The organism is Calorimonas adulescens, assembly GCF_008274215.1.
Lineage (GTDB): Bacteria > Bacillota > Thermoanaerobacteria > Thermoanaerobacterales > UBA4877 > Calorimonas > Calorimonas adulescens.
Genome location: NZ_VTPS01000017.1, coordinates 37,506 through 60,964 on the forward strand (window position 1 = coordinate 37,506; position 23,459 = coordinate 60,964).

Here is a 23,459-nt window from a genome sequence, read left to right on the forward strand (position 1 = left end):
TAATTAAAGAAAATACATAAATGGGGGATTGAACTATGAAAGTGACGTTTTGCGGTGCCGCAGGGATGGTGACTGGTTCATGCTATTATCTGTACGACGGAAAGACAAGAATATTGGTAGACTGTGGTATGTTTCAGGGCGGCAGGGAGATTGAATCTCTAAATAAGGCCGATTTTCCCTTTGATCCTGCCTCTATTGACTTTCTCCTTGTTACTCATGCCCATATAGACCACACTGGGAGGATACCGGTACTCTGCAGGAGGGGTTTTAAGGGTAGGATAATAGCCACAGAGGCTACTGCGGCACTCTGCAGTATAATGCTGCCCGACAGTGGTCACATACAGGAGATGGATGCAGAATGGGCAAACAGAAAGGCCATGAGGGCAGGCCGGGAGATGGTTGAGCCGCTGTACACAGCGGATTATGCACGGGAGTGTATGAAGTATTTTGAAGGGATAGAGTATGACAGGGTGATAGATTTGTCCGACAACATATCTGTCTGCTTCAGGGATGCTGGGCACATACTGGGTTCTGCCATCATCGAGATGTGGGTCAAGGATGAGGGGATAAAGATAGTATTCTCAGGTGACCTGGGTAATAAAAGACAGCCAATAATTAAGGACCCCACATATATTAAAGACGCTGACTACCTTTTTATAGAATCCACATATGGAGACAGGCTGCATAAAAGCATGGGTGACAGCCTGAACGAACTCTTGAGCATTATTAATGAGACATTTGAGAGGGGCGGAAATGTTGTAATACCTTCCTTTGCTGTCGGGAGAACGCAGGAGATAATATATGAACTCAATGCAATGGTAGAGAAGGATATGTTGAAGGGTATCTTTAAAATGCCGGTGTATATAGACAGTCCACTTGCCAGTGCCGCCACAGAGGTATTTAAAAAGTATGAAAAGGGTTACTTTGATGAGGAGGCTATGGCCCTTATAATGAGTGGGGATGACCCTCTAGAGTTTAAGGGACTGCACTTCACCGCCAGTGTAGAGGAGTCAAAGGCCCTGAATGCCACACCGGGTAGCAAGATCATTATTTCCGCCAGCGGGATGTGCGATGCAGGGAGAATAAGGCATCACCTGAAACATAACATTTGGAGGCCGGAGTGCAGTGTGGTATTTGTGGGATATCAGGCTGAGGGTACCCTGGGCAGAATGCTTTTAGATGGCCGTAAACATGTAAAGATACTGGGTGAAATGATCTCCGTAAAGGCACGGATATTCAACATAGACAGCCTGTCAGGGCACGCAGACAGAAACGGACTTATTGACTGGATAGACCATTTTGAAAAAAAACCTAAGCTTGCTTTTGTGGTTCATGGCGAGGACGGTGCTATAGACTCCTTTTCGGCACTTTTGAGGGATAGATATGGTATGGAGACAGTCACCCCGTCAATTGGAGAGACATATGACTTTGCAGATATCAAGATACCTCAGCCAAAGGTAAAAGGCAGGACGATGGGTGATGTGGCTGCAGGTCTGGAAGAGCTCAGCAATGAATGGATGGAGCTTACTGCCTCATTATCTGCGACCAGGATAGAGGATGACGAAAAAATTGCAGATATTAATCGGGAAATGGATAGGATAAGGGAGTCGTATAGAAGGATCAGGGAGCTTATAAAGTGAAATAAATGCAGCAGGAGACCGTTGGCCTCCTGCTGCATTTATTTGTCTATACTGTACTGTCCCTCGTCTGACTTTGCCTCTAAGCCCTTTAACATGGTGCCAATCTGGTTGGCATAGGTGTGGTATGTTTTCTGAAGACTTTCTTCATCTGTCTCCTTGGAGAATTTCTCCAGGTCGTAGCGGGCTTTTTTTAGGTTGTTTACCACTGTGTTTAATGCATTGACATCCGGCATAATATACACCTCCGATATTATTTTTTTCTATAAAGAAATTTTTATTCTTAATTTGTAGTCTCCTCTTCCATCGGGGCATTTTTATCACCTTTTAATGGGCGGTACATAGAATGTAATTGATAAATATTTGAGGAGGTGTGGCGAAAATGTGCGGCATTGCAGGATGGATAGATTTTGAGAGAAACCTTGTAGACGAGGATAAAATAGCTGCAGATATGGCAAATACCATGTCGCATAGAGGCCCGGATGCTTACGGGGTGTGGCTAAAAAACCATGTGGCCTTCTCCCACAGAAGGTTGATTGTAGTAGACCCCGCTGGTGGCGGGCAGCCTATGACAAAGGTATGGGGTGAGAATGAATATACCATTGTGTATAATGGTGAACTGTATAACACAGAGGATATAAGGGCAGAGCTGAAGCTTCTTGGCTATACGTTCATGTCCTATTCGGATACAGAGGTGCTCCTGACCTCATACATAGAGTGGGGGCCAGATTGCCTTGACCGCCTTAACGGTATTTTTGCTTTCGGCATATGGGACGAGAGAAATCAGAGGCTTTTTATGGCCAGAGACAGGATGGGGGTAAAGCCATTGTTCTATACGGTAAAGAACGGGTCTTTAATCTTTGCATCAGAGATAAAGGGAATTCTTGCCCACCCATATATAGAACCGGTAATCGATGAGACCGGCCTGGCCGAGGTGCTGGCGATAGGGCCTGGCCGCACTCCAGGGCAGGGGGTGTTCAAGGGGATTAAAGAGCTAAGGCCTGGCCAGGCCCTTATATACAGCCGGGACGGCTTGAAGGTATGGCGGTACTGGAGTTTTAAAAGTATCCCTCACAGGGATGACTTTGAAACTACTGCAGCAAAAGTCAGGGAACTGGTCGTGGATTCAGTAAAAAGGCAACTGGTATCCGACGTACCTGTCTGCACATTTCTCTCAGGCGGCCTCGATTCCAGTGCCATAACGGCCATAGCCTCAAAGGCATACCGGGATAAGGGCAGTATACTGGACTCGTACTCTGTGGATTATGTGGATAATGAAAAATATTTCAAGTCAGGTGATTTTCAGCCAGACGCCGACTTTATGTGGGTAGACAGGGTTTCGCACTGTCTGGGAACTAACCATCACAAGGTTTATATAAGCAATAGTGACCTTGCCGACGCCCTGACAGACGCTGTAAGGATAAGGGACCTTCCCGGTATGGCCGATGTGGACTCGTCGCTCCTGCTGTTTTGCCGCGAAATAAAGAAAGGTGCCACCGTAGCGCTTTCGGGCGAATGTGCCGACGAGATATTTGGAGGTTACCCATGGTTCAGGATGAAGGAGGCGTTAGAGGCGGATACATTTCCATGGTCCTTATCCCTGGACGAACGGTTGAAGGTTATATCTTCCGGATTGCGGGAGAGGATAGATTTTGAGGGTTATGTGAGGGACAGGTACAAAGAAACGCTCAATGAGGTACCACAGTTAGAAGGAGAGGGTCCGGAGGAGGCCGGGAGGCGACGACTGTTTTATCTCAACATAAACTGGTTTATGCAGACGCTCCTGGACAGGAAAGACCGCATGAGCATGGCAAGCGGGCTGGAGGTAAGGGTGCCCTACTGCGACCACAGGATAGTAGAGTATGTGTGGAATGTCCCATGGGATATGAAGTTTCACGGCGGAAGGGAAAAGGGGCTGCTGCGTGAGGCGTTGAAGGGGATACTGCCAGATGACGTCCGACTGAGGAAGAAAAGCCCATACCCCAAGACGCATAACCCACAGTACACCAGTATAGTAAAAATGAAATTGAAATCAATCATGGATGACAGCGCTTCGCCGCTTCTGCAGATAGTGGATACTGGTGCCGTAAACAATCTCATTGACACAGGTGGAGAATATATAACAAGGCCATGGTACGGCCAGCTCATGACAGGACCACAGATGATGGCATATCTTATACAGGTGGACGCATGGCTTAAAGAGAATAAGGTCATAATTGAGGTTTGAGAGGGCAAGCCCTCTTAATTTTCTAAGATAATGAGAGGCTTTATAGGGAACTATGGAGTCCCAACCCGTGGATAAAATTACCCCCATGGAAATAACACATGGGGGGTAATTTTATCTTGGTGCATTCCTTCATTTGCTCATCGCACCTGGCCACTGGTAAATTGCCAAGGCTGTGATATAATGATTATATGCGATGAAAGGAGCTGAACATATGGAGGTAGTTGAATTTTTATCACAGGTAAACAACCTATCCGGTATACCCGGTTATGAGAAAGAGGTATCCGGTGCTGTCGCAGGTATCTTCAGGGAATACTGCGATGAGGTTGATGTGGACAGGTTCTATAATGTCATAGGGAAAAAGTCCATGGGGGAAGGGGAAAGGCCCAGGGTGATGCTGGCTGCCCACATGGATGAGGTGGGGATGATGGTCACTGAGATTGATGACAGGGGGTTTATTAAGTTTACGGGTATAGGAATAGACCAGAGGATTCTCCCCGGCCAGGAGGTAAGGGTGCACGGCAAGAGAGAACTTCTGGGCATAATAGGTGCCAAGCCGCCTCACCTGCAAAAACCGGGAGAGGCAGATAAGGCTGTAGATATAAAGGACATGGCCATAGATGTAGGCATGGGTGCTGAAAGTGTAAGAGATATAGTAAGGGTGGGCGACCCTATAACATTTAAGAGCCCCGTCATTCAAATGAATGGCAGTTTTATAAATGGCAAGTCCTTAGACGACAGGGCAGGGGTGGCAGTCCTCCTTGAGGCAATGAAAGAGCTTGATAGGCTAAAATATAACGCCGATGTGTACTTTGTGGCTACAACCCAGGAGGAGCTGGGGAGTCGTGGTGCTAAGATAAGTACCTATGCCTTATCGCCTGATGTGGGTATAGCCATTGATGTAACCCACGGGGACACGCCCGATGCGCCGAAGGAGAGGACATATGCCGTAGGCAGGGGCCCTGCCATCGGTATGGGACCAAATATGCACCCTGTCCTTACGCAGAAGCTGATCGACACAGCAAAGGAGTACGGTATAGACTATCAGTTGGAGGTTATGGCTGGCCATAGCGGTACTGACGCATGGGTTATGCAGGTGTCAAGGGAAGGGGTGCCCACCGTACTGGTATCCATACCCTTGAGGTATATGCACACCACAGTGGAGACATTAAATGTAGATGATGTCAAAAAGGCAGGGAGGCTCATTGCACTTTTCATAGCCTCACTGAAGGAGGGAAATGAATGGCTGAACTATTAAAGCGTCTTACAGAGGCAAACGGCGTCTCGGGCAATGAGACAGAGGTCAGGAACGTCATAAAAAAAGAGATAAGGCAGTATGTGGATGACATGTACACAGATAAGATGGGAAACCTCATAGCATATAAGAAGGGAACATCCAGTAATCCCAAAAGGGTGATGCTGGATGCCCATATGGATGAGGTTGGGCTCATCATAACGCGGATATGCGATGATGGGATGCTCAAATTTGGCGATATTGGCATAGACCAGAGGGTACTCCTCTCCAAGAGGGTGCTTATAGCGGGGAAGGTACCGGGTGTCATAGGCATAAAGGCCATACACCTTCAGGAAAAGAATGAAAGGGAAAATGTCATAAAAGTTGAGAAAATGTACATAGATATCGGGGCGACTTCAAGGGAAGAGGCGGAAAGACTTGTAAGCCCGGGGGACTATGTGACATTTATTACCGAATTTGAGCCCATAGGGGACGGCAAGGTAAAGGCAAAGGCCCTGGATGATAGGGCAGGCTGTGCTGTCCTTATAGAGGCGCTCAAAGAGAGGTATCCCTGTGACGTGTATGCCTGCTTCGCAGTGCAGGAGGAGGTTGGATTGAGGGGAGCTGGCGTTGCAGCCTATCAGATAAACCCCGATGTAGGCATAGCGGTAGAGGGCACAACATGCTCTGATGTCCCGGGGGTAGATGAAAACATGTATTCTACCGTGATGGGTGACGGCCCGGCCATATCCCTCATAGACAGGAGCTCATACTCCACAAAGGAGATAGTGAATAAGCTTATAGAGGCTGCAGAGGGTGCAGGGATACCATATCAGATTAAGAGGACGATGACAGGCGGCAATGACGCAGGCATGATTCAGCGTACTGGGAAGGGTGTCAGGACAGGCGTGGTCTCGGTACCTGTAAGATATATACACTCCCCTGCTGCCATAATGGACTTAGATGACTATAGAAATACTGTGAAGTTGATAAAAGAATTCTTAAAAAGGAGCGTGCTTTAGATGAAAGAACTGTTAAAGAGGCTTACATCTGCCTATGGCCCCTCGGGCAATGAGGAGGAGATAAGGGAGGTCATAAGAGAAGAGATAAAAGGCTACGTAGATGAGATAAGGGTTGATACACTGGGGAACCTTATAGCAGTAAAAAGGGGCAACGGGAGCAAAGTGATGCTGGCCGCCCACATGGACCAGATAGGCCTCATTGTTACATATATAGACGACAGGGGATTTCTAAGGTTTGCACCTGTGGGTGGACTTGGAGTTACAGACCTTGTGGACAGGAAGGTCAGGTTTAAAAATGGGACTGTAGGTGTGGTGAGCTACGAGAATGAGATCAAGGAAATAAAGGATGTCACTATCAACAATATGTATATAGATATCGGCGCTTCAAGCCGTGAGGATGCCCTTTCCATGGTGAAGATTGGTGATGTGGCAGTTTATTACACACCCTTTGGCGAGAACAGAGGTAAATGCACATCCTGTGCCATGGACGACAGGGCTGCCTGCGCCCTGCTTATAGAGACTATCAGGAATCTTAAGGATTCGCCCCACGAGATATACTTTGTCTTTACCGTACAGGAGGAACTTGGCCTTCGCGGTGCCACCACAGCAGCCTATGCCATAGAGCCCTATGCGGCCGTAGCTGTGGATGTTACAGATACCGGCGACACTCCAAAATCAGTGCCGATGGCAGTAAAACTTGGGGCCGGTCCTGCAATAAAGGTGTTTGACAACTCTGTAATGGTACACCCTGCCATGAAAAATATAATGGTAGATGAAGCGGAAAAGCTTGGAATACCATACCAGTTGGAGGTACTCAAACATGGTGGTACGGACTCAGGGGCTATAGCCTTGAGCCGCAACGGGGTGCCAACAGGGGCGCTTTCCATACCATGCAGGTATATACATTCTGACAGTGAAATGGTAGATATATCCGATATAGAAAAGGGGGTAAGGCTTCTTACGGGTATGCTTCATGATGGTATAAGATTATAGGGGTTCTTTTTGCAAGAGTAATGGCCCGGTGGTATACGAATCACTGGGCCATTGTCTATATGCTTCTTTGTATTTTACTGCCTGTCGTTATGACCTCCCGCTTAAATTTGCTGTTTATCTCTTTTAGTACTCTGTTTATGCGGCTATCATACCCCTTATCAAAGATGGAAATTTGCCTTGCAGCTCCTTCGGTCAGGTTTGAGACGGAAACCCCTATGAGCCTTAGTGGTTCTTTAATGTCTATGGAGTCTATGATTTTACAGGCCAGGCCGGAAATTTCTTTTTCACTGGATATAATGTCATTACAGGTCTTGCTTCTTGTGTATGTCTTGAAGTCCGCCGTCTTATACTTTACCGTTACGGTCTTTGCGTAGAGACCGTGCTTTTTTAAAGAACTGGAGACCTCTTTAGAAAACTCCAGGATATATTTTTTAAGTACATCCTTGTCCGTGGTGTCACTCATCAGGGTTGTTTCCCTGCCTATGGACTTTGTTTCCCTGTAAGTTTCCACAGGCCGGTCGTCTATGCCGCGTATCATGTCGAATATTTCTGAACCAAATTTGCCGAACAGTTTTATAAGCTGATCTCTGGTGAGGTTTAATAGGTCAGCGACGGTGTATACCCCTATGCTGTTCAATTTATCAGCCGACTTTTTACCTATACCGTGCACCTTTACGACCGGGAGAGGCTTTAATATCTCCGGCACCATGTCCATTGTGATTATCATCAGTCCGTCGGGCTTATTCCAGTCCGAGGCCAGCTTCGCCAGAAACTTGTTGTATGAAATACCAACTGATACGGTTAGGGAGGTCTTTTTAAAGACTTCTTCCTTTATGGATTTTGCCGTCTCCATGGCGTCCCCACCTGTTACATCCAAGTAGGCCTCATCGATAGACACTGGCTCTATAACGTCTGTGTATCCGTAGAGTATCTCAAATATCTTGTCTGATACCTCTTTGTATCTTTCATGTCTGACAGGTAAGAAAATGCCCTCGGGACACAGGGCCTTAGCCTTGTACATGGGCATGGCTGAGTGTACCCCATATTTCCTGGCCTCGTAAGAGGCAGTAGACACCACGCCCCGTCCTGAAAGGCCTCCTACTATGACGGGTTTGCCCTTCAGGGATGGGTTGTCCATCTGCTCCACTGATGCAAAGAATGCATCCATATCCACGTGTATGATGTTTCTTTTCATAAACCTCACCTTAATATTATTATAGTATATTGTACCGGTAAATATAATACTGTTTGTTGTATCCTTCTCATTGGGGTATAATGGAATAAAGAGGTAAGCAATGTAAAAGGGGGATATGCAAATGGGAACCTTTAATAAGTTTTTAATGTTTATACTTGCTGTCGTAGCCATTGTGGCAGCGATAGCCCTTATAGTACTGGGCAGTGGAAGGGCAGATGCCATGAGCTTTTTAAGCAATGCCCAGTGGTCTATGGCTGTAATTATCGCAGGTGTAGTTATTATAGTGATTGGTGGCATTGGTCTTATAATGGCCTTTTCCAAGGGTGCGGCATCATCAAAGCCTGCTGCGGCGGGAAGTTCATCCTATATGGCCAGGCCGTCATCCGTGGCAAAAAGGCAAAACAGCAGCGAATTCTTGACCATACCATCAAATTACGGAGACATAAAAGTATCTTTCAACACCATACGCAGCCTGGTTGAAAGGGCAGCAATCATGGTAGAGGAGCTTAAGACTACAGAGATAACGGTTGGCAAAAAGGAAGACAATATCTACCTTGAACTGGAGGTTATGGCTGCAGCAGACCTTAATATACCTGAATCTGTGGGAAAACTCCAGAGGACTGTCAGAGAATATTTAGAAAATGCAATATCTCTGACCATAGGGAATGTAGATGTTTGCGTTAGCAATATAACGAATACATACAGAAAAAAAGCGGACACCACTATTTAACATATTTTGACAGTCTACCCAATGTATCAATATCAATTTCACCCTGCAGGGCTATCCCATCAGGTGTATATTCTTCTGCCGTTATTTTGCCGTTCCTATGTACCTCATCCAGAGCACCAGCATCGTCGTAAGGAATGAGTAGATGAGCCCTTTGTCTGAAAGATGGTAAGAGTTCCGCTATCCTGTTTATCAGACCATCTAAGTTTATCCTTTTTAAAGCAGATATCCTTACTGAACCTGGTAAATTAAGCGTATAGGCAGAGCCGGGGACTTTGTCAATCTTATTTATAGCCAGTAATACGGGCCTTGTATAGGCCCCTACCTCTTTTAACACGCTGTTTACTGTGGCGATTTCCTCATCCATCTTTGAACTTGAACCATCTACCACATGGATCAATAAGTCTGCCTCACTCACCTCATCCAGGGTAGCCTTAAAGGAGTCGATAAGCTGGTGAGGCAATTTCTTTATAAACCCCACTGTATCTGAGACAAGGACAGTCCTCCCATCCGGCAGGATAAGGGCACGGGTGGTGGTGTCAAGGGTGTCAAAGAGCCTGTCATTAGCCGGTATGTCAGAGCCGGTAAGTGCATTTAAAAGGGTGGACTTTCCTGAATTGGTATATCCTACCAGGCTTATAACCGGATACTTTCTGGATATCCTTATGACACCCCTATTTTTTTTGACTGCCTCCAATTCCTTTTTAAGACGGGAAATCCTCCGCCTGATATGCCTGCGGTCGGTCTCAAGCTTTGTCTCGCCGGGCCCTCTAGTACCGATTCCACCACCCTCTCTGGAAAGTTCAATACCTTTACCTGTGAGCCTGGGAAGGAGGTATTGAAGCTGGGCCAGTTCCACCTGTATCTTGCCCTCCAGTGACTTCGCTCTTTGAGAAAATATATCGAGGATGAGCATAGTTCTGTCTGCTATCTGGATGTCGATTTCGTTTTCCAGATTCCTCTTTTGTATTGGTGATAGTTCATCATCAAAGATAACGACATTGGCATTTAGCTCACCAGCCATGAGTTTTAGTTCCTGAACCTTTCCCCTCCCTATATAGTATGCAGGGTCTATCCTCTCTTTACGCTGTGTAACCCTGCCTGCTACGGTAATGCCGGCCGTTTCTGCCAGAAGTGCCAGCTCATCTATTGACTCCTCATCTTCTGTGCTGTTGACTATACCGGCTAAGATTGCCCTTGGTCTGTCTTCTGCTTCATTTATCATTATATAACCCCCATGTTTAGCATAAAAATATTATACACCATTGTCACGGCATTAATAAAAATTAGCTTTATACTGCGTTTTTAACTAACATAAAATGTGATAGACTTTTAATAGTAAATAGTAATCTAAAATATGGGAGGCCTTTACATGGACTGCTTTTCAGAGAGGTTTCAAGCGGCAAAGAAAAGGAAAGAAATAGCTGACGGTATAAGAGCAAAGATAAATCAGGTAGATAGACAGATAGATGAACTGGGCGTGAAAATTTCAGAATTTAAGAAGTCCATGGACAAAGAGAAAGGGGATGTTGACAGATTAAACAGGTTCAGCCTTTCAAGGCTGTGGGCATCAATCAGGGGCAACGGAGTGGAAAAGCTGAAAAAAGAAGAACAGGAGTATATAGAGGCCAAGATAAGGTGGGAGATTGCAACAAGGCAGTTGGAGCAATTGAACAAAGAAAGAGAAAAACTGAGCCTTGACCTCACCGCACTGGGTAATGTGGACACCGAATATGAGCAGGTCTTGAAGGAGAAAGAAGAGATATTGAAGAGGGAAGACTCACCCCAAAAAAAGAGGTTTTTGGAACTCATTGAAAAGGGAGAGACATTAAAGAATAAGGAAAAGGAGATTAAAGAGGCTATAAATGCAGGTAACAGGGCAGCGGACGCCTTGAGAGGTCTTATAGATGATCTAAATACGGCCGAAAACTGGGGCATATATGATATGCTGGGCGGTGGACTTATTGCAACTGCTGTAAAACATTCCAGTATTGATAAGGCGGAGGAACAGGCATATTATGCGCAGAACGCCTTGAGCAGCCTTAAAAAAGAGCTGGCTGACGTGAATAGGTATATGGACCTTGGGGTCCATCTCGGAGGCCTGGCCACCTTTGCCGACTACTTCTTTGACGGTTTTTTTGTGGATTGGGCAATCCAGACCAGAATAGAGGATGCACACAGTAGAGCCGCCGACCAACTGGGGCAGGTAGAAAATCTGATAGCAAAACTGGAGTTTGAGCTCAATGAAACAGTTAAGGGTCTTGAAAGAATAGAAAAAGAGAAAAAAGAGATATTAGAGGGTTAGCAGATAAAGAGAAATTTGAGACACAAACATCTGCTGCAATTTGTTACATAAAAATAAAGATGATATAATTATGTAAAAGCATAGTTTTACTGGCATATAAGGGGAGGGTACAATGAATTTGTATGAATGGGTTGGGGAACCATTAGTCAAGGCATCATGGGCCTATTATGCTGATCTCAGGAATTTCGTGTACGTGACATATAAAACGATAGAGAATTCGAGTTATGAAAAGAAAAGGATAATAAATGAGCTGATTAGATATAAAATAATGGGTACAACCCTTGGAGAAAATGAGGTAGTCAATAATCTCTCAATGCTTGAGGACATTTTAAAAGATGATGGACATAATGACAATGAGGTTAAAGTGGCATTAAGTAGAATTATAGACATTCTATTTATCAGTAGAAAGATATTTTTTGGAAATGGGGAAGATAAGATACTCATTGCCAGCAGGGATGATATAATTGCCACATTATTAGTGGAGCTTCTCATCAGAGGGGGGTTTTCAGCAGGGCATGTGCGGGATTTAGATGAGCTACTATACATAGTTGATAATGCCAGACCCGATCTGATACTAATAGACTTAAGTATTTTTGACTTTGGTAGCAATAAGTTCCATGAAATGTCCGATTATAATTTGAATGAGATACCATTGATTGCCATTGCCGATGAAGGGCAACTGGAGATGGTAGAGAAAGAGATTAAACTGTGTATATTTGATTACATAATAAAGCCGTTCAACCCCTTGGAAATTGCATGCAGAATAAGGCTTGACCTTGAAAGGTACAGTTCTTTTAGGGATACATGTTTAAGGGATGCGCTTACGAATGCATACAATAGATCATACTTCATTGAGCGTCTATATCAGGAGTTTGGTCAGTTTAAAAGAAACAGGCGACCGTTCTCCGTTATGTTTTTGGATATAGATAAATTTAAAGATATCAATGATATATATGGCCATGTGGTTGGCGATAAGGTGCTTAAGGAGTTTTCATTTGCTGTCATGTCATCATTGAGAAATTGTGATATCTTTTGCAGATATGGCGGAGATGAATTTGTCATTCTGATGCCTGATACGGACGGAAAGAGTGCTGTAAGGGCGGCAGAGAGAATAAGAGAGAACATATCCTCACTTAAAATTGATTGTGGAGAAACTGATATTATGCTGTCATTCAGTGCAGGCGTTAAAGAGATGGATGACAGCATAACATCCTGTGACGAAATTATAAAAGCCGCAGATGCTGCGATGTATGCGGCTAAGCAGGCTGGGGGCAACAGGACAGAGAGGGTGAATGGCAAAAGAAAGGGCAATATCATAGTGGTTGACAGCGGGAAGGGATTACTGGAGATCTTGAGGCATACATTTGATGAAGACAAAATTGTTTTAATCTCACCTGACGAGGTTCACCTTTTAGAAAATGATGATCCGGCTGTTCTTTTAATAAATGATATTTCAACTAAGGTGGATGGAAAGACTGTACTCAATGAGATAAAAAACAGGCGCATGGATTTTAAGGTCATATATTTAACTGAGGACAAAAATGTAAATTCAATACAAGGGGCGGATATAATATTTTACAGACCTTTTTCTATGACAGAGTTGGAAAATGAGATATATAAGCTGAGTAAGATGTTATAAGCATATTGAGACATATGGGGCTTGAAAAAATTTCATAATTTACTATTCAAAGCATAGTTTTTAATATACGTAGTTAATGCAAAAATCAGATTAATATCAAACTTGTTTAAATTCGTCGCAGGTGGTATAATTAAAATAAATAGAGAGGAGGATGGCCATGGCTGTATATACAAAGGAATTGGGAACAGTAGAAATATCTGATGATGTAGTAGCTGCAATAGCTGGTCTGGTTACGTTGGAGATAAAGGGTGTTGCAAATATGAGCGGCGGAGTAGTTGACGGCATAACAGAGGTGATCGGCAGAAAAAATTTAGCCAAAGGCATAAAGGTGAAATCTAACGAGAGAGATGTGACAATTGATGCGAACATAGTAATAAATTATGGAGACAGCATACCCGAGGTATCTGACAATATACAGAGAAAGATAAAGAATGATGTTGAAAAATATACCGGATTGAATGTGGTGGGTGTAAACGTACATGTTGTCGGTATAAGTCAGCCTGAGGAAGCAAAAAATCAGCAGGCGAGTCGCGAGGATACCCTGCAGGATGTAGTACAAACAACATAATATAAATATTCAGACATATGGTGGCGCTCCTGCCACCATATACTTTTATGATATCTTTTAAGAGGAAGAGATTGAATAAGAAAAGGTTTGAAAATAGTAAGGGACATCATTATGAGGCGCTCAAATATACAATAATTGGTCAGAAAAGGTCAAAAACGGATTTGTTTTTATGATGAAGCGGAGTAAAATTATAGGTGAAAAGATAAATAAAGCCAATGAAAGGAGGCGATGATATGTATACGGTAATGCTTCTTGTAGTTGGCATAATCTCAAGTCTGGTGTTCCATCCGCTGTTTAACAGTAAAGCCGGAAGCACCTATGCAGAAAGACTGAATAAGATTTATGGCACATACTGGGCAGCACTCATAGCTCATATCATAGGCGCATGGGCCGGAGACGCAGTCCTGGGTGACTGGGCCTGGATGGCATACGGCTACAACGTAATTGCTGGATTTATTGGCGCAATAGTAATCGGTTATATCTGGTATTTGATTGCCAGGAGCCAGACCAAAGCCGAGGTTAAGTGATATATGACCAATATAAAAGATGGGGGTAGGTTTTCCTACCCCCATCTTTTATGTATATGTTATAATTTGTTTAAGGATTGGTATGACAAAAACCTTTATCAAAAGTTATCCACGATATGTTATAATAAACTTATCCGTATGTAAATTCGTAGAATTATGCGGCTGATTATGAAAATTAAGGAGGCATAGTATGACAAATGATGAGAAAATACTCTTCATCTTGGAGGGCATGCAGGGCGATATTAAAGGGCTCAAGGATGACGTCAGCGGCCTAAAGCAGGACGTAGCTGTCCTCAAGGATGACGTCAGCGGCCTAAAGCAGGACGTAGCAGAGCTTAAGAACGGTCAGAAGAGGCTGGAGAAGCGTCTTGTCAAGGTGGAGATAAGCCAGGAGAAGACGAGGAAGGATATTGAGATATTGACAGAGGTACATAGGTCGTATCAAGAAGCCCACATAAGGGAGCATAAAGAACTAATGGAAACAATAGATAATAGGACAGGTGTGATAGAACTGGCCCTGAGGCACAACTCCAAAAAGCTCAATAAGATTGCAAATGATATGACTTTTATCAGGTATAGACTGTTTGAGGACGAGAAAGATATCTTTTCCATAAAGAACAGGATAGGTATGGAGTAACAGGTCTGCCATAAATCCGGCAGACCTGTTTAGCTTATATATCTCGCTTTTTTGATGTAACAAACTATTAAGTGGGGTATTGTGAATAAAAGAACAATTGTATTTGTGATAGTAATCACAGCGGGGCTCATAACAGCAATTGCTGTTTCAGGAACTGATGAATGGTTATTTGCAGGGCAGAGGGTTAAAGATATCTCGCAAACGGAGACCTGAAAACCAGGGGTTGAAAAATGCAATAAGAGAAACTGCGCCTGCTTTTCAAAGAGGTTATATAAACAGGTTTACATTTCCCTCGTCAGCATGCGCCAGGTATGTGGCCACACCGGCATAATCAATGCCATCTATCAGCTCTTCTTTCTTTATGCCCATTATGTCCATAGACATGGTACAGGCTATAAGCTTTACACCCATGGCCTGGGCGGACTCCATGAGCTCATTCAAGGAGTAGACATTCTTCTGCTTCATTATCGACCTCATCATATAGCTTCCTATTCCGCCCATGTTCATCTTAGAAAGCTTTAACTTCTCTGGACCCCTGGGCATCATCCAGCCGAACATCTTTTCTATCATAGACTTTTGTACCCTTACCTTCTGCGCTTTCCTCAGTATATTAAGGCCCCAGAATGTAAAGAACATGGTTACATCGTCGCCCATGGAGGCGGCACCGTTGGCTATGATGAAGGCAGCCATTGCCTTGTCCAAGTCACCTGAGAACACAATCATTGTCTTTTTGCTCATAATGCCACCTATGCCTTTTCTACCAGTGCGGTTATTACGTTATCCTTTTGCTCCAGGGACAACAGCTTGTTGCCTGTCTTTTTGCACCACGCCTCTACATCCTTTAAAAATCCAAAGTCGGATGCCTCAATCTTAACGACATCGCCGGGGGCCATGGTCTTTATCTCCTGAAAAAGTTTCATTATAGGTCCGGGGCACTGAAGCCCCTTGGCATTTATATACCTTTCCAATGCTATCTCCTCCCTATGCAGTTTCAAATGGATAAGAGGAAATACCCCCATCCAGTATCATGATATTTTCAAACCCCATCTGGCTCAATATCCTGTAAGCCATATATGCCCTCTTGCCAATTTTACAGACAAGGACTATCTCTTTATCTCTTGGAAGGTTTACGGCTTGCCTCTTTAACTGGCCAAAGGGGATATTAACCGAGCCGGGAATGGAACTGATTATATACTCTGGTTCACTTCTTACATCCACCACATAGTACCTGCCGAGGTTTTCATGTAGCTCTGTGGGGGAGATACCCCTCAGCTTTCCATCCAGTTTATTGACTGCTACCTCTCCAGCTACTATGGTTGATGCCATGGCCGTTGAGACAGGTGGTGCGTAAGCTAAATCCAGGTTTACCAAGTCATCAGCCCTTGCACCAAATGTAATAGCGGTGGCCAGGATGTCTATGGGCTTGTCCACTACTCCTTCTCCTATTATCTGTCCCCCGAGTACCCTGCGGCTGTTTTTGTCAACAATAAGCTTGGTGGTAATCATCCTGTAACCGGGTATATAGTGTGCCCTGTCTTCCGAGGGGACAAGAACTGTCAAGACGTCATAGCCATTTTTCTTTGCGCCTGTCTCATTAAGTCCGGTCTTGGCGGCGGTCATATCGAATAATTTTACTATGGTTGTACCGAGAACACCCTTAAAGGACCACTTGCCATCTGCCAGATTTATGCCAGCTATCCTGCCTGTCTTATTGGCAGTGGAACCCATGGGATACCATACCTTCTGGCCGGTTATGAGGTTTACATTCTCTGCACAGTCACCTACAGCATAGATATCCTTTATATTTGTCTCCATGTTTTCATCAACTGCTATTGCCTTTGTAGGGCCAAGCTCTATTCCGGCTTCGACTGCAAGCCTGGTATTTGGCCTTACCCCGATTGAAAGTACCGCCATATCGCAGGGGAGAGTCCTTTTGGACGTGACGACCTCTTTTACGGTCCCATCACCCTTGAAGGCCTGTACCGCCTCGCCGGTGAGTATATTCATGCCTTTTTCCTTGAGATAATTCTGCATGGCCATTGCTATTTCCTTGTCAAAACCTGGCAGGATTGTCTCCATCATCTCAATTATGGTAACATTTACTCCTCTCTTTGCCAGGTTTTCACCTACCTCTAAGCCTATAAAACCTCCGCCTACAATCACGGCATTTTTAACGCCTGAGTTTACAAGTTGTTTTATCCTATCTGCGTCGACTACCCGCCTTAAGGTAAAGACATTACCAATATTGACACCATCTATAGGTGGGATAAAAGGTGAGGCTCCAGTGGCAAGTATGAGCTTGTCATAGGGAAACTCTTTCTCCGTGCCGGTGTTTAAATCCCTTGCCAGCACGCTCTTTTTATCAGGGCTTATTTTTAATGCTTCCCACCCGGTGAGGACATCTATGTCCTGTTCCATCTTAAAATCCTCGGGGTTCCTTACGACCAGCTCACCCCTCTCCTTTATTACATCGCCGATATAATAAGGGAGGCCACAGCCTGCATATGATATATCACTGTCGGAAGTAAGGACAGTAATCTCGGCCGCTCCGTCCTCTCTTCGAATTTTGGAAGCAGCCTTTGTACCTGCAGCCACAGCTCCTATTATCAGATAACGCATTTAATTACCCCCTCTTTATTTTACCCTATCCCCTTGGGGGTAGGATCTGTCTATAATTTATCATATCGTCATGTTTGTGTCAATAAGGTATACACCTGATTTTGTATCCAACCTTCAGATATATCTGTAGCAATTTCTGCCAGTATCTGTTGAGGATGCATATGCAGCAGCCACAAAGGTGCTAAGGCCGCAAAAGAACTGGTGAGTAATATTTATATGGTTTTGTTGTAAGGGCTATAAAAAAGTGATAAAATAAACATTACTGGTTTATGCGAAACAGCAAGAGGGAGGGATATGAGTGGTCAGGGTTCTGAGTTATTTAAAGCCATACTGGCATTTGGTTACAGCGGCGCTTGCACTTGTTTTTTTTCAGTCGATGGCGGATCTTTATCTTCCAACACTGATGGCGGACATCGTTGATACGGGAATAGTGAATGGCGATATCAATTATATCATGTCAGTGGGTATAAAAATGCTTTTGGTAGCATTGGGCGGGGCTTTAAGTGCGGTATTGGCCAGTTTTTTTTCGTCCCATGCAGCCATGGGATTAGGTAAGGCACTTAGAGAGGAGATATTCAAGCGTGTAGAGAGATTCTCGTTAAGTGAGTTTGACACCTTTGGGGCAGCTTCCCTTATAACAAGGACCACCAATGATGTGACACAGATACAGATGGTTACGATGATGTCATTGAGAATGGTGGCAATGGCCCCTATAATGGGGATAGGCGGCATAATTATGGCCATCTCAAGAGCGCCAAGCATCTCATGGATATTTCTTGTGGTCATACCGGTTATCGCCTTAGTAATAGTGACTATATCAAGGATTTCTGTACCGCTCTTCAGGTCAATTCAGAAAAAGATTGATACCATTAACAGGGTTTTGAGGGAGAACCTTACTGGGGTGAGGGTAATAAGGGCTTTCAACCGGATAAACTACGAGAAAAAGAGATTTGATGACGCAAATGAAGACCTTACCGATACGGCCATAAGGGTTAACAGGCTAATGGCAGGCCTTATGCCTATTACAATGTTGATTTTTAACATGACGACCGTTGTTATCATATGGTTTGGCAGCAGGCGGATAGATGCGGGAATCATTCAAGTGGGCGACCTGATGGCGTTTATTCAGTATGCAATGCAGATAATGTTTTCTGTGACAATGGTATCAATGATATTCGTAATGTATCCGCGGGCCTCGGCGTCTGCGGAGAGGATAAATGAGGTATTGGATACGATGCCAGGGATAATGGATCCAGTTAAACCTCAGATACCAGAGGAAGTCAGGGGGGGTGTGGAATTCAAGGATGTGACATTCCGCTACCCGGGGGCAGAAGAGGCAGTCCTTTCAAATATCACCTTTAAAGCTGAACCGGGTAAAACTACTGCAATAGTAGGGGGCACTGGTGCGGGAAAGACCACATTGCTCAACCTGATTATGAGGTTTTATGATGTGGAAAAGGGCAGTATACTCATCGATGGGGTAGACATAAGGGAGATACCTCAGGATGTTTTGAGGTCCAACATAGGCTATGTACCACAGCGTTCTACGCTGTTTACCGGGACTATAGCAGAGAATATAAGGTATGGCAAGGATGATGCCACAGACGATGAGGTAAGGCATGCGGCCTCAATAGCTCAGGCCCTTGACTTTATTGAAGAAATGGATGATAAGTTCGATACAATCATTTCAGAGGGAGGTACCAATGTATCAGGTGGGCAAAAGCAGAGACTCTGCATTGCCAGGGCTATTGTAAGAAGGCCGAAGATATATATTTTTGATGATAGCTTCTCTGCCCTTGATTTTAAAACCGACGCAAGGCTAAGACAGGCACTTCGCAAAGAGACAAATGATGCTACAGTCATTATGGTAGCGCAAAAGGTTGGCACTATAATGGACGCAGACCAGATTGTGGTACTTGATGAGGGTAAAGTTGTTGGGATTGGCACTCACAAAGAACTGTATAGAAGCTGCGATGTATATAGAGATATTGTGCTGTCGCAGTTGTCAGAAGAAGAGGTGGTATTATGATGGAGAGGCGTCATGGAGGCCATGGAGGTGGGCCGCCTATGGCGATGGCTGTAGAAAAGCCGAAAGATTTCTGGGGCAGTTTAAAGAGGCTTTTGGTGTATCTAAAACCCTTTACGGTACAGGTTGCCCTGGTATTCATTATGGCAGCCTTGAGTACAATATTTAATATATTGAGCCCACGGTTTATAGGCATGATAACCACCAAACTTTTTGAAGGATTTATGGCAAAGTTGAATCATATACCAGGTGCTGCTGTGGATTTTCATTATATATCGAATGTACTTTTAGTTTTGGTTGCACTGTACATCTTGAGTTCGCTTTTTGCCTATGTACAGCAGTATATCATGGCGGGGGTTTCTCAAAAGGTAGTCTTAAACATGAGGAAGGACATAATGCAAAAGCTCTCAAGGCTGCCCCTGAGGTTTTATGACAGTAATTCACACGGAGATATCTTGAGCCGCGTGACCAATGATGTGGACAACATAAGCAATGCACTGCAGCAGAGCGTGACACAGCTCATCACCGCAGTTGTCACACTCATTGGTGTGGTGATTATGATGCTTGCCATAAGCCCTGTCCTTACACTTGTTACAGCAATAACTCTGCCGCTCAGCATAATAGCAACCACTTCCATAGCGTCACGTTCGCAGCGATATTTTGCGCGGCAACAGAAGACCCTTGGGGAACTCAATGGCCATGTTGAAGAGATGTATGGCGGGCACAACGTTGTCAAGGCGTTCGGGCATGAAGGGGATGCAGTTAAGGAGTTTATAGAAATTAATGACAGGCTGTATGACGCCTCATGGAGAGCCCAGTTTGTATCAGGAATTATAATGCCCATAATGAATTTTATAAGCAATATAGGCTATGTCTTAGTATGTGTGGTGGGCGGGGTAATGGTGACAAGAAAGAGTATAGCCATAGGTGATATCCAGGCGTTTATACAGTATTCAAGGCAGTTTACGCAGCCTATAACACAGACAGCCAACATAGTGAATATAATACAGTCTACCCTTGCTTCCGCTGAACGTGTGTTCCAGGTGCTGGATGAACCTGAAGAGATCCCGGATAAAGAGAACGCAGCCACGATTGAAGATGCAAAGGGAGAAGTGGACTTTGAGCATGTCTATTTCAGCTACAACGAGGACGCTCCGTTGATTGAAGACCTAAACATAAGCGTCAAATCCGGACAGATGATTGCCATAGTTGGACCGACCGGTGCCGGCAAGACCACCCTTGTAAATCTCTTGATGAGGTTTTATGATGTGCAGAAGGGTAAAATTATGGTGGATGGGATAGACATAATGAACCTGAAGAGGGAAAACCTGCGCAGAATTTTTGGCATGGTCCTTCAAGATACATGGCTTTTCAGGGGGACTGTAAGGGAAAATATAGCCTACGGCAAGGAGGGGGCTACAGAAGAAGAAATAATTAGAGCTGCCAAAATAGCCAATGCGCACCACTTTATAAAAGCTCTTCCGGATGGATATGACACGATACTCAATGAGGAGGCCTCAAATATTTCTCAGGGAGAAAAGCAGCTTATCACCATTGCCAGGGCTGTACTTGCAGACCCTGATATATTGATACTGGATGAAGCTACAAGCAATGTGGATACACTCACAGAGATATATATACAGAAAGCTATGAAAAACCTCATGAGTGGAAAGACCAGCTTTGTCATTGCACACAGGCTTTCTACCATAAGGAATGCAGACCTTATTCTTGTCATGAATGATGGTAGGATTATTGAGCAGGGGACACACGATGGGCTCATGAAAGAGAATGGATTCTATGCTGACCTCTATAAGAGCCAGTTTTTGGGAGCCTTTGCAGGGGATGCTGTGTGACTAAGCCTGTAGATTTTGATTATATCAATAAAGAGGATATTGCGATACCGCCTCGGCTTTATCTGCCATGGCGGTATAATTTTTTGAGCAGGCTTAGTATTAGTCAAAGCACCCGGTAATAATTTTGCCGTTGTTCCGGTAAGGTGGGCATGTCTTTTCCATGGGTTAGTGGCTTTTGCTATCCGTACATGACTCTTATTCCCTGGCAAAATTAAATTATAATATTAATAAGGAAATAATGCTAAAATTATGATAGTATAATTACTTAAAGCAAAAACATGAGATAAAAAATGAAAATAGCAGTAATTTAGGGATAAAATACTCAAAAGTGCATTATCGGCATAATTATACAGTTTGCAACAATGGAGGAAAAAAGATAATCTAAATAAAACTAATAATTTGGGAGGGGGAAAAATGAAAAAGAAGGCACCTGCATTTTTAGTTCTTTTGATGGTGGTTGTGCTCATACTGACATCCTGCAGTTCGTCAACTTCTGGTACTGGGCAAAACCAGCCGCAGCAACAGGCCCAGCAGCCGCCTGCTCAGGGTTCAGGCCCGGTGGATGTCTCTAAATCGGAGTCTTCAGTGGTAAAGGTCATAGAGGCCTCAAATCCTGCCAATATACCGGCTGCAGCTAAGAACAGGCCGGATACCCTGATAGTGGGTACGACAGCGCCGTCTGGGAAGTTTAACCCTATCTACGCAGATTCGGTATATGACTCATATGTTACAGAGCTTGTCTTTGACGGCCTTTTGATGAACGACGAGAAGGGTAACCCGATACCCAATGTGGCAGAGAGCTGGGATATATCAGAGGACGGCAAGACATATACATTCCATTTGAAAAAGGGGATAAAGTTTACCAATGGCCAGGAACTTACCGCAAAGGACGTGGAGTTTACATACACAGCCATAGCAGACCCTAACTATGATGGCCCCAGGATGGATTCCGTGATGGACCTGGTGGGGTATGATGAGTATCATAACGACAAGGAGGGCAAGGTGCCGAAGCTTGAAGGCATCAAGGTGATAGATGACTATACCATCTCATTTACTCTCAAGGATGTAAAGGCTTCAGCATTAACCAGTGATTTTGGCTACGGGATTATGTGCAAGGACTACTATAACTTCGAGAAGGGCAACATACAGAAGCTCAAAGACCTTTTCTTGAAGCCCATGGGCTCCGGGGCGTATGTATTTAAGGACTATAAGGCTGGACAGGAGATAGACTTTGAGGCTAACCCCAATTATTGGAAGGGCGCCCCAAAGATAAAGAACCTCATCATGAAGGTTACCAATGCTGATACGGTCATACAGGAGCTTACCACGGGTGGAGTGGATGTGGATATAGTAGCGGCCAGGCCGGAGAACATTAAGATGCTGCAGGACGCAGGATTTATAAACATCATATACTATCCGTCCAACAGCTATGGATACATTGGGTGGAACCTGCGGCTTGACAAGTTTAAGGACAAGAGGGTGAGGCAGGCCCTCATGTATGGCCTCAACCGGCAGGGCTTCATTGATGCATACTATAAGGGGTACGGACAGGTCTGCAATGCACCTGTATCCTTGGTATCGTGGGCATACACTGATGACATCAACAAATACCCCTATGACCCGGACAAGGCAAATCAGCTCCTGGATGAGGCCGGCTGGGTTAAAGGCAGTGATGGCTTCCGGTATAAAGACGGTGAAAAATTTGTCATACACTGGATGACATATACAGGAAGTAAGTATGTGGATACCCTCATACCCATAGTAAAAGACAACTGGGGAAAACTGGGCATAGAGGTGGTGCCAGAGCTGATGGAGTTTTCAACCCTTTCTACAAAGGTATACGACGAGCAAAACTTTGAAATGTATAATATGGCGTGGTCGCTCTCTATAGACCCAGACCCATCGGGGATATTCTCCATATCACAGGATGTTAAAGGTGGATTTAATTCAGTAGGGTGGAGAAATGATGAGAGTGAGAAACTGATTGAACAGGGCCTTAGGGAGACAGACCAGCAGAAGAGGAAAGAGATATATCAACAGTGGATAAAACTGGCAAACGAGGAGCTTCCATACCTGTTCTTGAGCTACTCTGACGATGCATATGGCATAAGCTCAAGGGTAAAGGGACTTAAGATAAGTCCGTATGAGGACTGGACGTATTACATCTATCAGGCTGAGCTGGTAAATCCATAAGAGCAGTTGTGCCCGGCTAATGCCGGGCCACACACTAAAAAACAGACACATGAAAATTCA

Annotated in this window: 21 protein-coding genes; 15 read left to right on the plus strand and 6 right to left on the minus strand. The window is 44.5% G+C overall.

Annotated features, from left to right (window positions below):
- Positions 1 to 35: 35 nt before the first annotated feature.
- Complete coding sequence (locus FWJ32_RS10475; protein WP_149545904.1) at positions 36 to 1,640, plus strand: MBL fold metallo-hydrolase RNA specificity domain-containing protein; 1,605 nt, start codon at positions 36 to 38, stop codon at positions 1,638 to 1,640.
- Between the two features lie 38 nt (positions 1,641 to 1,678).
- On the opposite strand, the gene FWJ32_RS10480 is transcribed toward FWJ32_RS10475, so the two are convergent.
- Complete coding sequence (locus tag FWJ32_RS10480; RefSeq protein WP_149545905.1) at positions 1,679 to 1,873, minus strand: DUF1657 domain-containing protein; 195 nt, start codon at positions 1,871 to 1,873, stop codon at positions 1,679 to 1,681.
- Between the two features lie 146 nt (positions 1,874 to 2,019).
- Between FWJ32_RS10480 and asnB the strand changes: the two genes are divergently transcribed.
- From asnB to FWJ32_RS10500, 4 genes are all read left to right on the plus strand, one after another.
- Positions 2,020 to 3,864: an asparagine synthase (glutamine-hydrolyzing) gene (asnB, locus tag FWJ32_RS10485; RefSeq protein ID WP_149545906.1), complete on the plus strand. Its 1,845-nt coding sequence runs from the start codon at positions 2,020 to 2,022 to the stop codon at positions 3,862 to 3,864.
- A 211-nt stretch (positions 3,865 to 4,075) separates the two neighbouring features.
- Positions 4,076 to 5,119 carry a M42 family metallopeptidase gene (locus FWJ32_RS10490; protein ID WP_149545907.1) on the plus strand — a complete coding sequence of 348 codons (1,044 nt, stop codon included), beginning with the start codon at positions 4,076 to 4,078 and terminating at the stop codon, positions 5,117 to 5,119.
- Positions 5,104 to 6,117: a M42 family metallopeptidase gene (locus FWJ32_RS10495; RefSeq protein WP_149545908.1), complete on the plus strand. Its 1,014-nt coding sequence runs from the start codon at positions 5,104 to 5,106 to the stop codon at positions 6,115 to 6,117. The genes FWJ32_RS10490 and FWJ32_RS10495 overlap by 16 nt, the downstream gene beginning before the upstream one ends.
- On the plus strand, positions 6,118 to 7,110 hold the full coding sequence (locus FWJ32_RS10500) for a M42 family metallopeptidase (RefSeq protein ID WP_149545909.1): 993 nt from the start codon (positions 6,118 to 6,120) through the stop codon (positions 7,108 to 7,110).
- Between the two features lie 55 nt (positions 7,111 to 7,165).
- Here FWJ32_RS10500 and FWJ32_RS10505 read toward each other — a convergent pair whose 3' ends face one another.
- On the minus strand, positions 7,166 to 8,305 hold the full coding sequence (locus tag FWJ32_RS10505; protein WP_149545910.1) for a DNA polymerase IV: 1,140 nt from the start codon (positions 8,303 to 8,305) through the stop codon (positions 7,166 to 7,168).
- A 121-nt stretch (positions 8,306 to 8,426) separates the two neighbouring features.
- Here FWJ32_RS10505 and FWJ32_RS10510 point away from each other — a divergent pair, with 121 nt between their 5' ends.
- A complete protein-coding gene (locus tag FWJ32_RS10510; protein ID WP_149545911.1) occupies positions 8,427 to 9,035 on the plus strand; it encodes an Asp23/Gls24 family envelope stress response protein in 609 nt (202 codons plus the stop codon).
- Here FWJ32_RS10510 and hflX read toward each other — a convergent pair.
- Positions 9,028 to 10,257, minus strand: coding sequence for a GTPase HflX (gene hflX, locus FWJ32_RS10515; RefSeq protein ID WP_149545912.1), 1,230 nt, complete (start codon positions 10,255 to 10,257; stop codon positions 9,028 to 9,030). The two genes, FWJ32_RS10510 and hflX, sit on opposite strands and share 8 nt — an antisense overlap.
- Before the next feature lie 147 nt (positions 10,258 to 10,404).
- Between hflX and FWJ32_RS10520 the strand changes: the two genes are divergently transcribed.
- The 6 genes from FWJ32_RS10520 (at position 10,405) to FWJ32_RS13740 (ending at position 14,921) form a co-directional block, all read left to right on the plus strand.
- Positions 10,405 to 11,337, plus strand: coding sequence for a hypothetical protein (locus FWJ32_RS10520; RefSeq protein WP_149545913.1), 933 nt, complete (start codon positions 10,405 to 10,407; stop codon positions 11,335 to 11,337).
- 112 nt (positions 11,338 to 11,449) lie between these two features.
- On the plus strand, positions 11,450 to 12,976 hold the full coding sequence (locus FWJ32_RS10525; RefSeq protein ID WP_149545914.1) for a GGDEF domain-containing response regulator: 1,527 nt from the start codon (positions 11,450 to 11,452) through the stop codon (positions 12,974 to 12,976).
- Between the two features lie 157 nt (positions 12,977 to 13,133).
- A complete protein-coding gene (locus FWJ32_RS10530; protein WP_238988860.1) occupies positions 13,134 to 13,544 on the plus strand; it encodes an Asp23/Gls24 family envelope stress response protein in 411 nt (136 codons plus the stop codon).
- A 233-nt stretch (positions 13,545 to 13,777) separates the two neighbouring features.
- Positions 13,778 to 14,071 (plus strand): hypothetical protein, encoded by a 294-nt coding sequence (locus FWJ32_RS10535; RefSeq protein ID WP_149545916.1) that lies wholly within the window; start codon positions 13,778 to 13,780, stop codon positions 14,069 to 14,071.
- A gap of 190 nt (positions 14,072 to 14,261) precedes the next feature.
- On the plus strand, positions 14,262 to 14,708 hold the full coding sequence (locus tag FWJ32_RS10540) for a hypothetical protein (RefSeq protein WP_149545917.1): 447 nt from the start codon (positions 14,262 to 14,264) through the stop codon (positions 14,706 to 14,708).
- A gap of 81 nt (positions 14,709 to 14,789) precedes the next feature.
- On the plus strand, positions 14,790 to 14,921 hold the full coding sequence (locus FWJ32_RS13740; RefSeq protein WP_275266295.1) for a hypothetical protein: 132 nt from the start codon (positions 14,790 to 14,792) through the stop codon (positions 14,919 to 14,921).
- Between the two features lie 54 nt (positions 14,922 to 14,975).
- Here the strand turns inward: FWJ32_RS13740 and FWJ32_RS10545 are convergent, their stop codons facing one another.
- From FWJ32_RS10545 to FWJ32_RS10555, 3 genes are read right to left on the minus strand one after another with little or no spacing between them, the layout of a single operon-like run.
- Positions 14,976 to 15,446 carry a DsrE/DsrF/DrsH-like family protein gene (locus tag FWJ32_RS10545; RefSeq protein ID WP_149545918.1) on the minus strand — a complete coding sequence of 157 codons (471 nt, stop codon included), beginning with the start codon at positions 15,444 to 15,446 and terminating at the stop codon, positions 14,976 to 14,978.
- Positions 15,447 to 15,454: 8 nt separating this feature from the next.
- Positions 15,455 to 15,676 carry a sulfurtransferase TusA family protein gene (locus FWJ32_RS10550; protein ID WP_238988861.1) on the minus strand — a complete coding sequence of 74 codons (222 nt, stop codon included), beginning with the start codon at positions 15,674 to 15,676 and terminating at the stop codon, positions 15,455 to 15,457.
- 13 nt (positions 15,677 to 15,689) lie between these two features.
- Positions 15,690 to 17,327 (minus strand): FAD-dependent oxidoreductase, encoded by a 1,638-nt coding sequence (locus FWJ32_RS10555; RefSeq protein ID WP_149545920.1) that lies wholly within the window; start codon positions 17,325 to 17,327, stop codon positions 15,690 to 15,692.
- A 298-nt stretch (positions 17,328 to 17,625) separates the two neighbouring features.
- On the opposite strand from FWJ32_RS10555, the gene FWJ32_RS10560 reads away from it, so the two are divergent.
- From FWJ32_RS10560 to FWJ32_RS10570, 3 genes are all read left to right on the plus strand, one after another.
- Entirely contained in the window at positions 17,626 to 19,356 is a 1,731-nt protein-coding gene (locus FWJ32_RS10560) for an ABC transporter ATP-binding protein (RefSeq protein ID WP_149545921.1), read from the plus strand.
- Positions 19,356 to 21,206 carry an ABC transporter ATP-binding protein gene (locus tag FWJ32_RS10565; protein ID WP_238988862.1) on the plus strand — a complete coding sequence of 617 codons (1,851 nt, stop codon included), beginning with the start codon at positions 19,356 to 19,358 and terminating at the stop codon, positions 21,204 to 21,206. Before FWJ32_RS10560 ends, FWJ32_RS10565 begins: the two co-directional genes overlap by 1 nt.
- Positions 21,207 to 21,620: 414 nt before the next feature.
- Positions 21,621 to 23,399, plus strand: a complete 1,779-nt coding sequence (locus FWJ32_RS10570) for a peptide-binding protein (protein WP_203227732.1) — start codon at positions 21,621 to 21,623, stop codon at positions 23,397 to 23,399.
- The last annotated feature ends 60 nt before the right edge of the window (positions 23,400 to 23,459 follow it).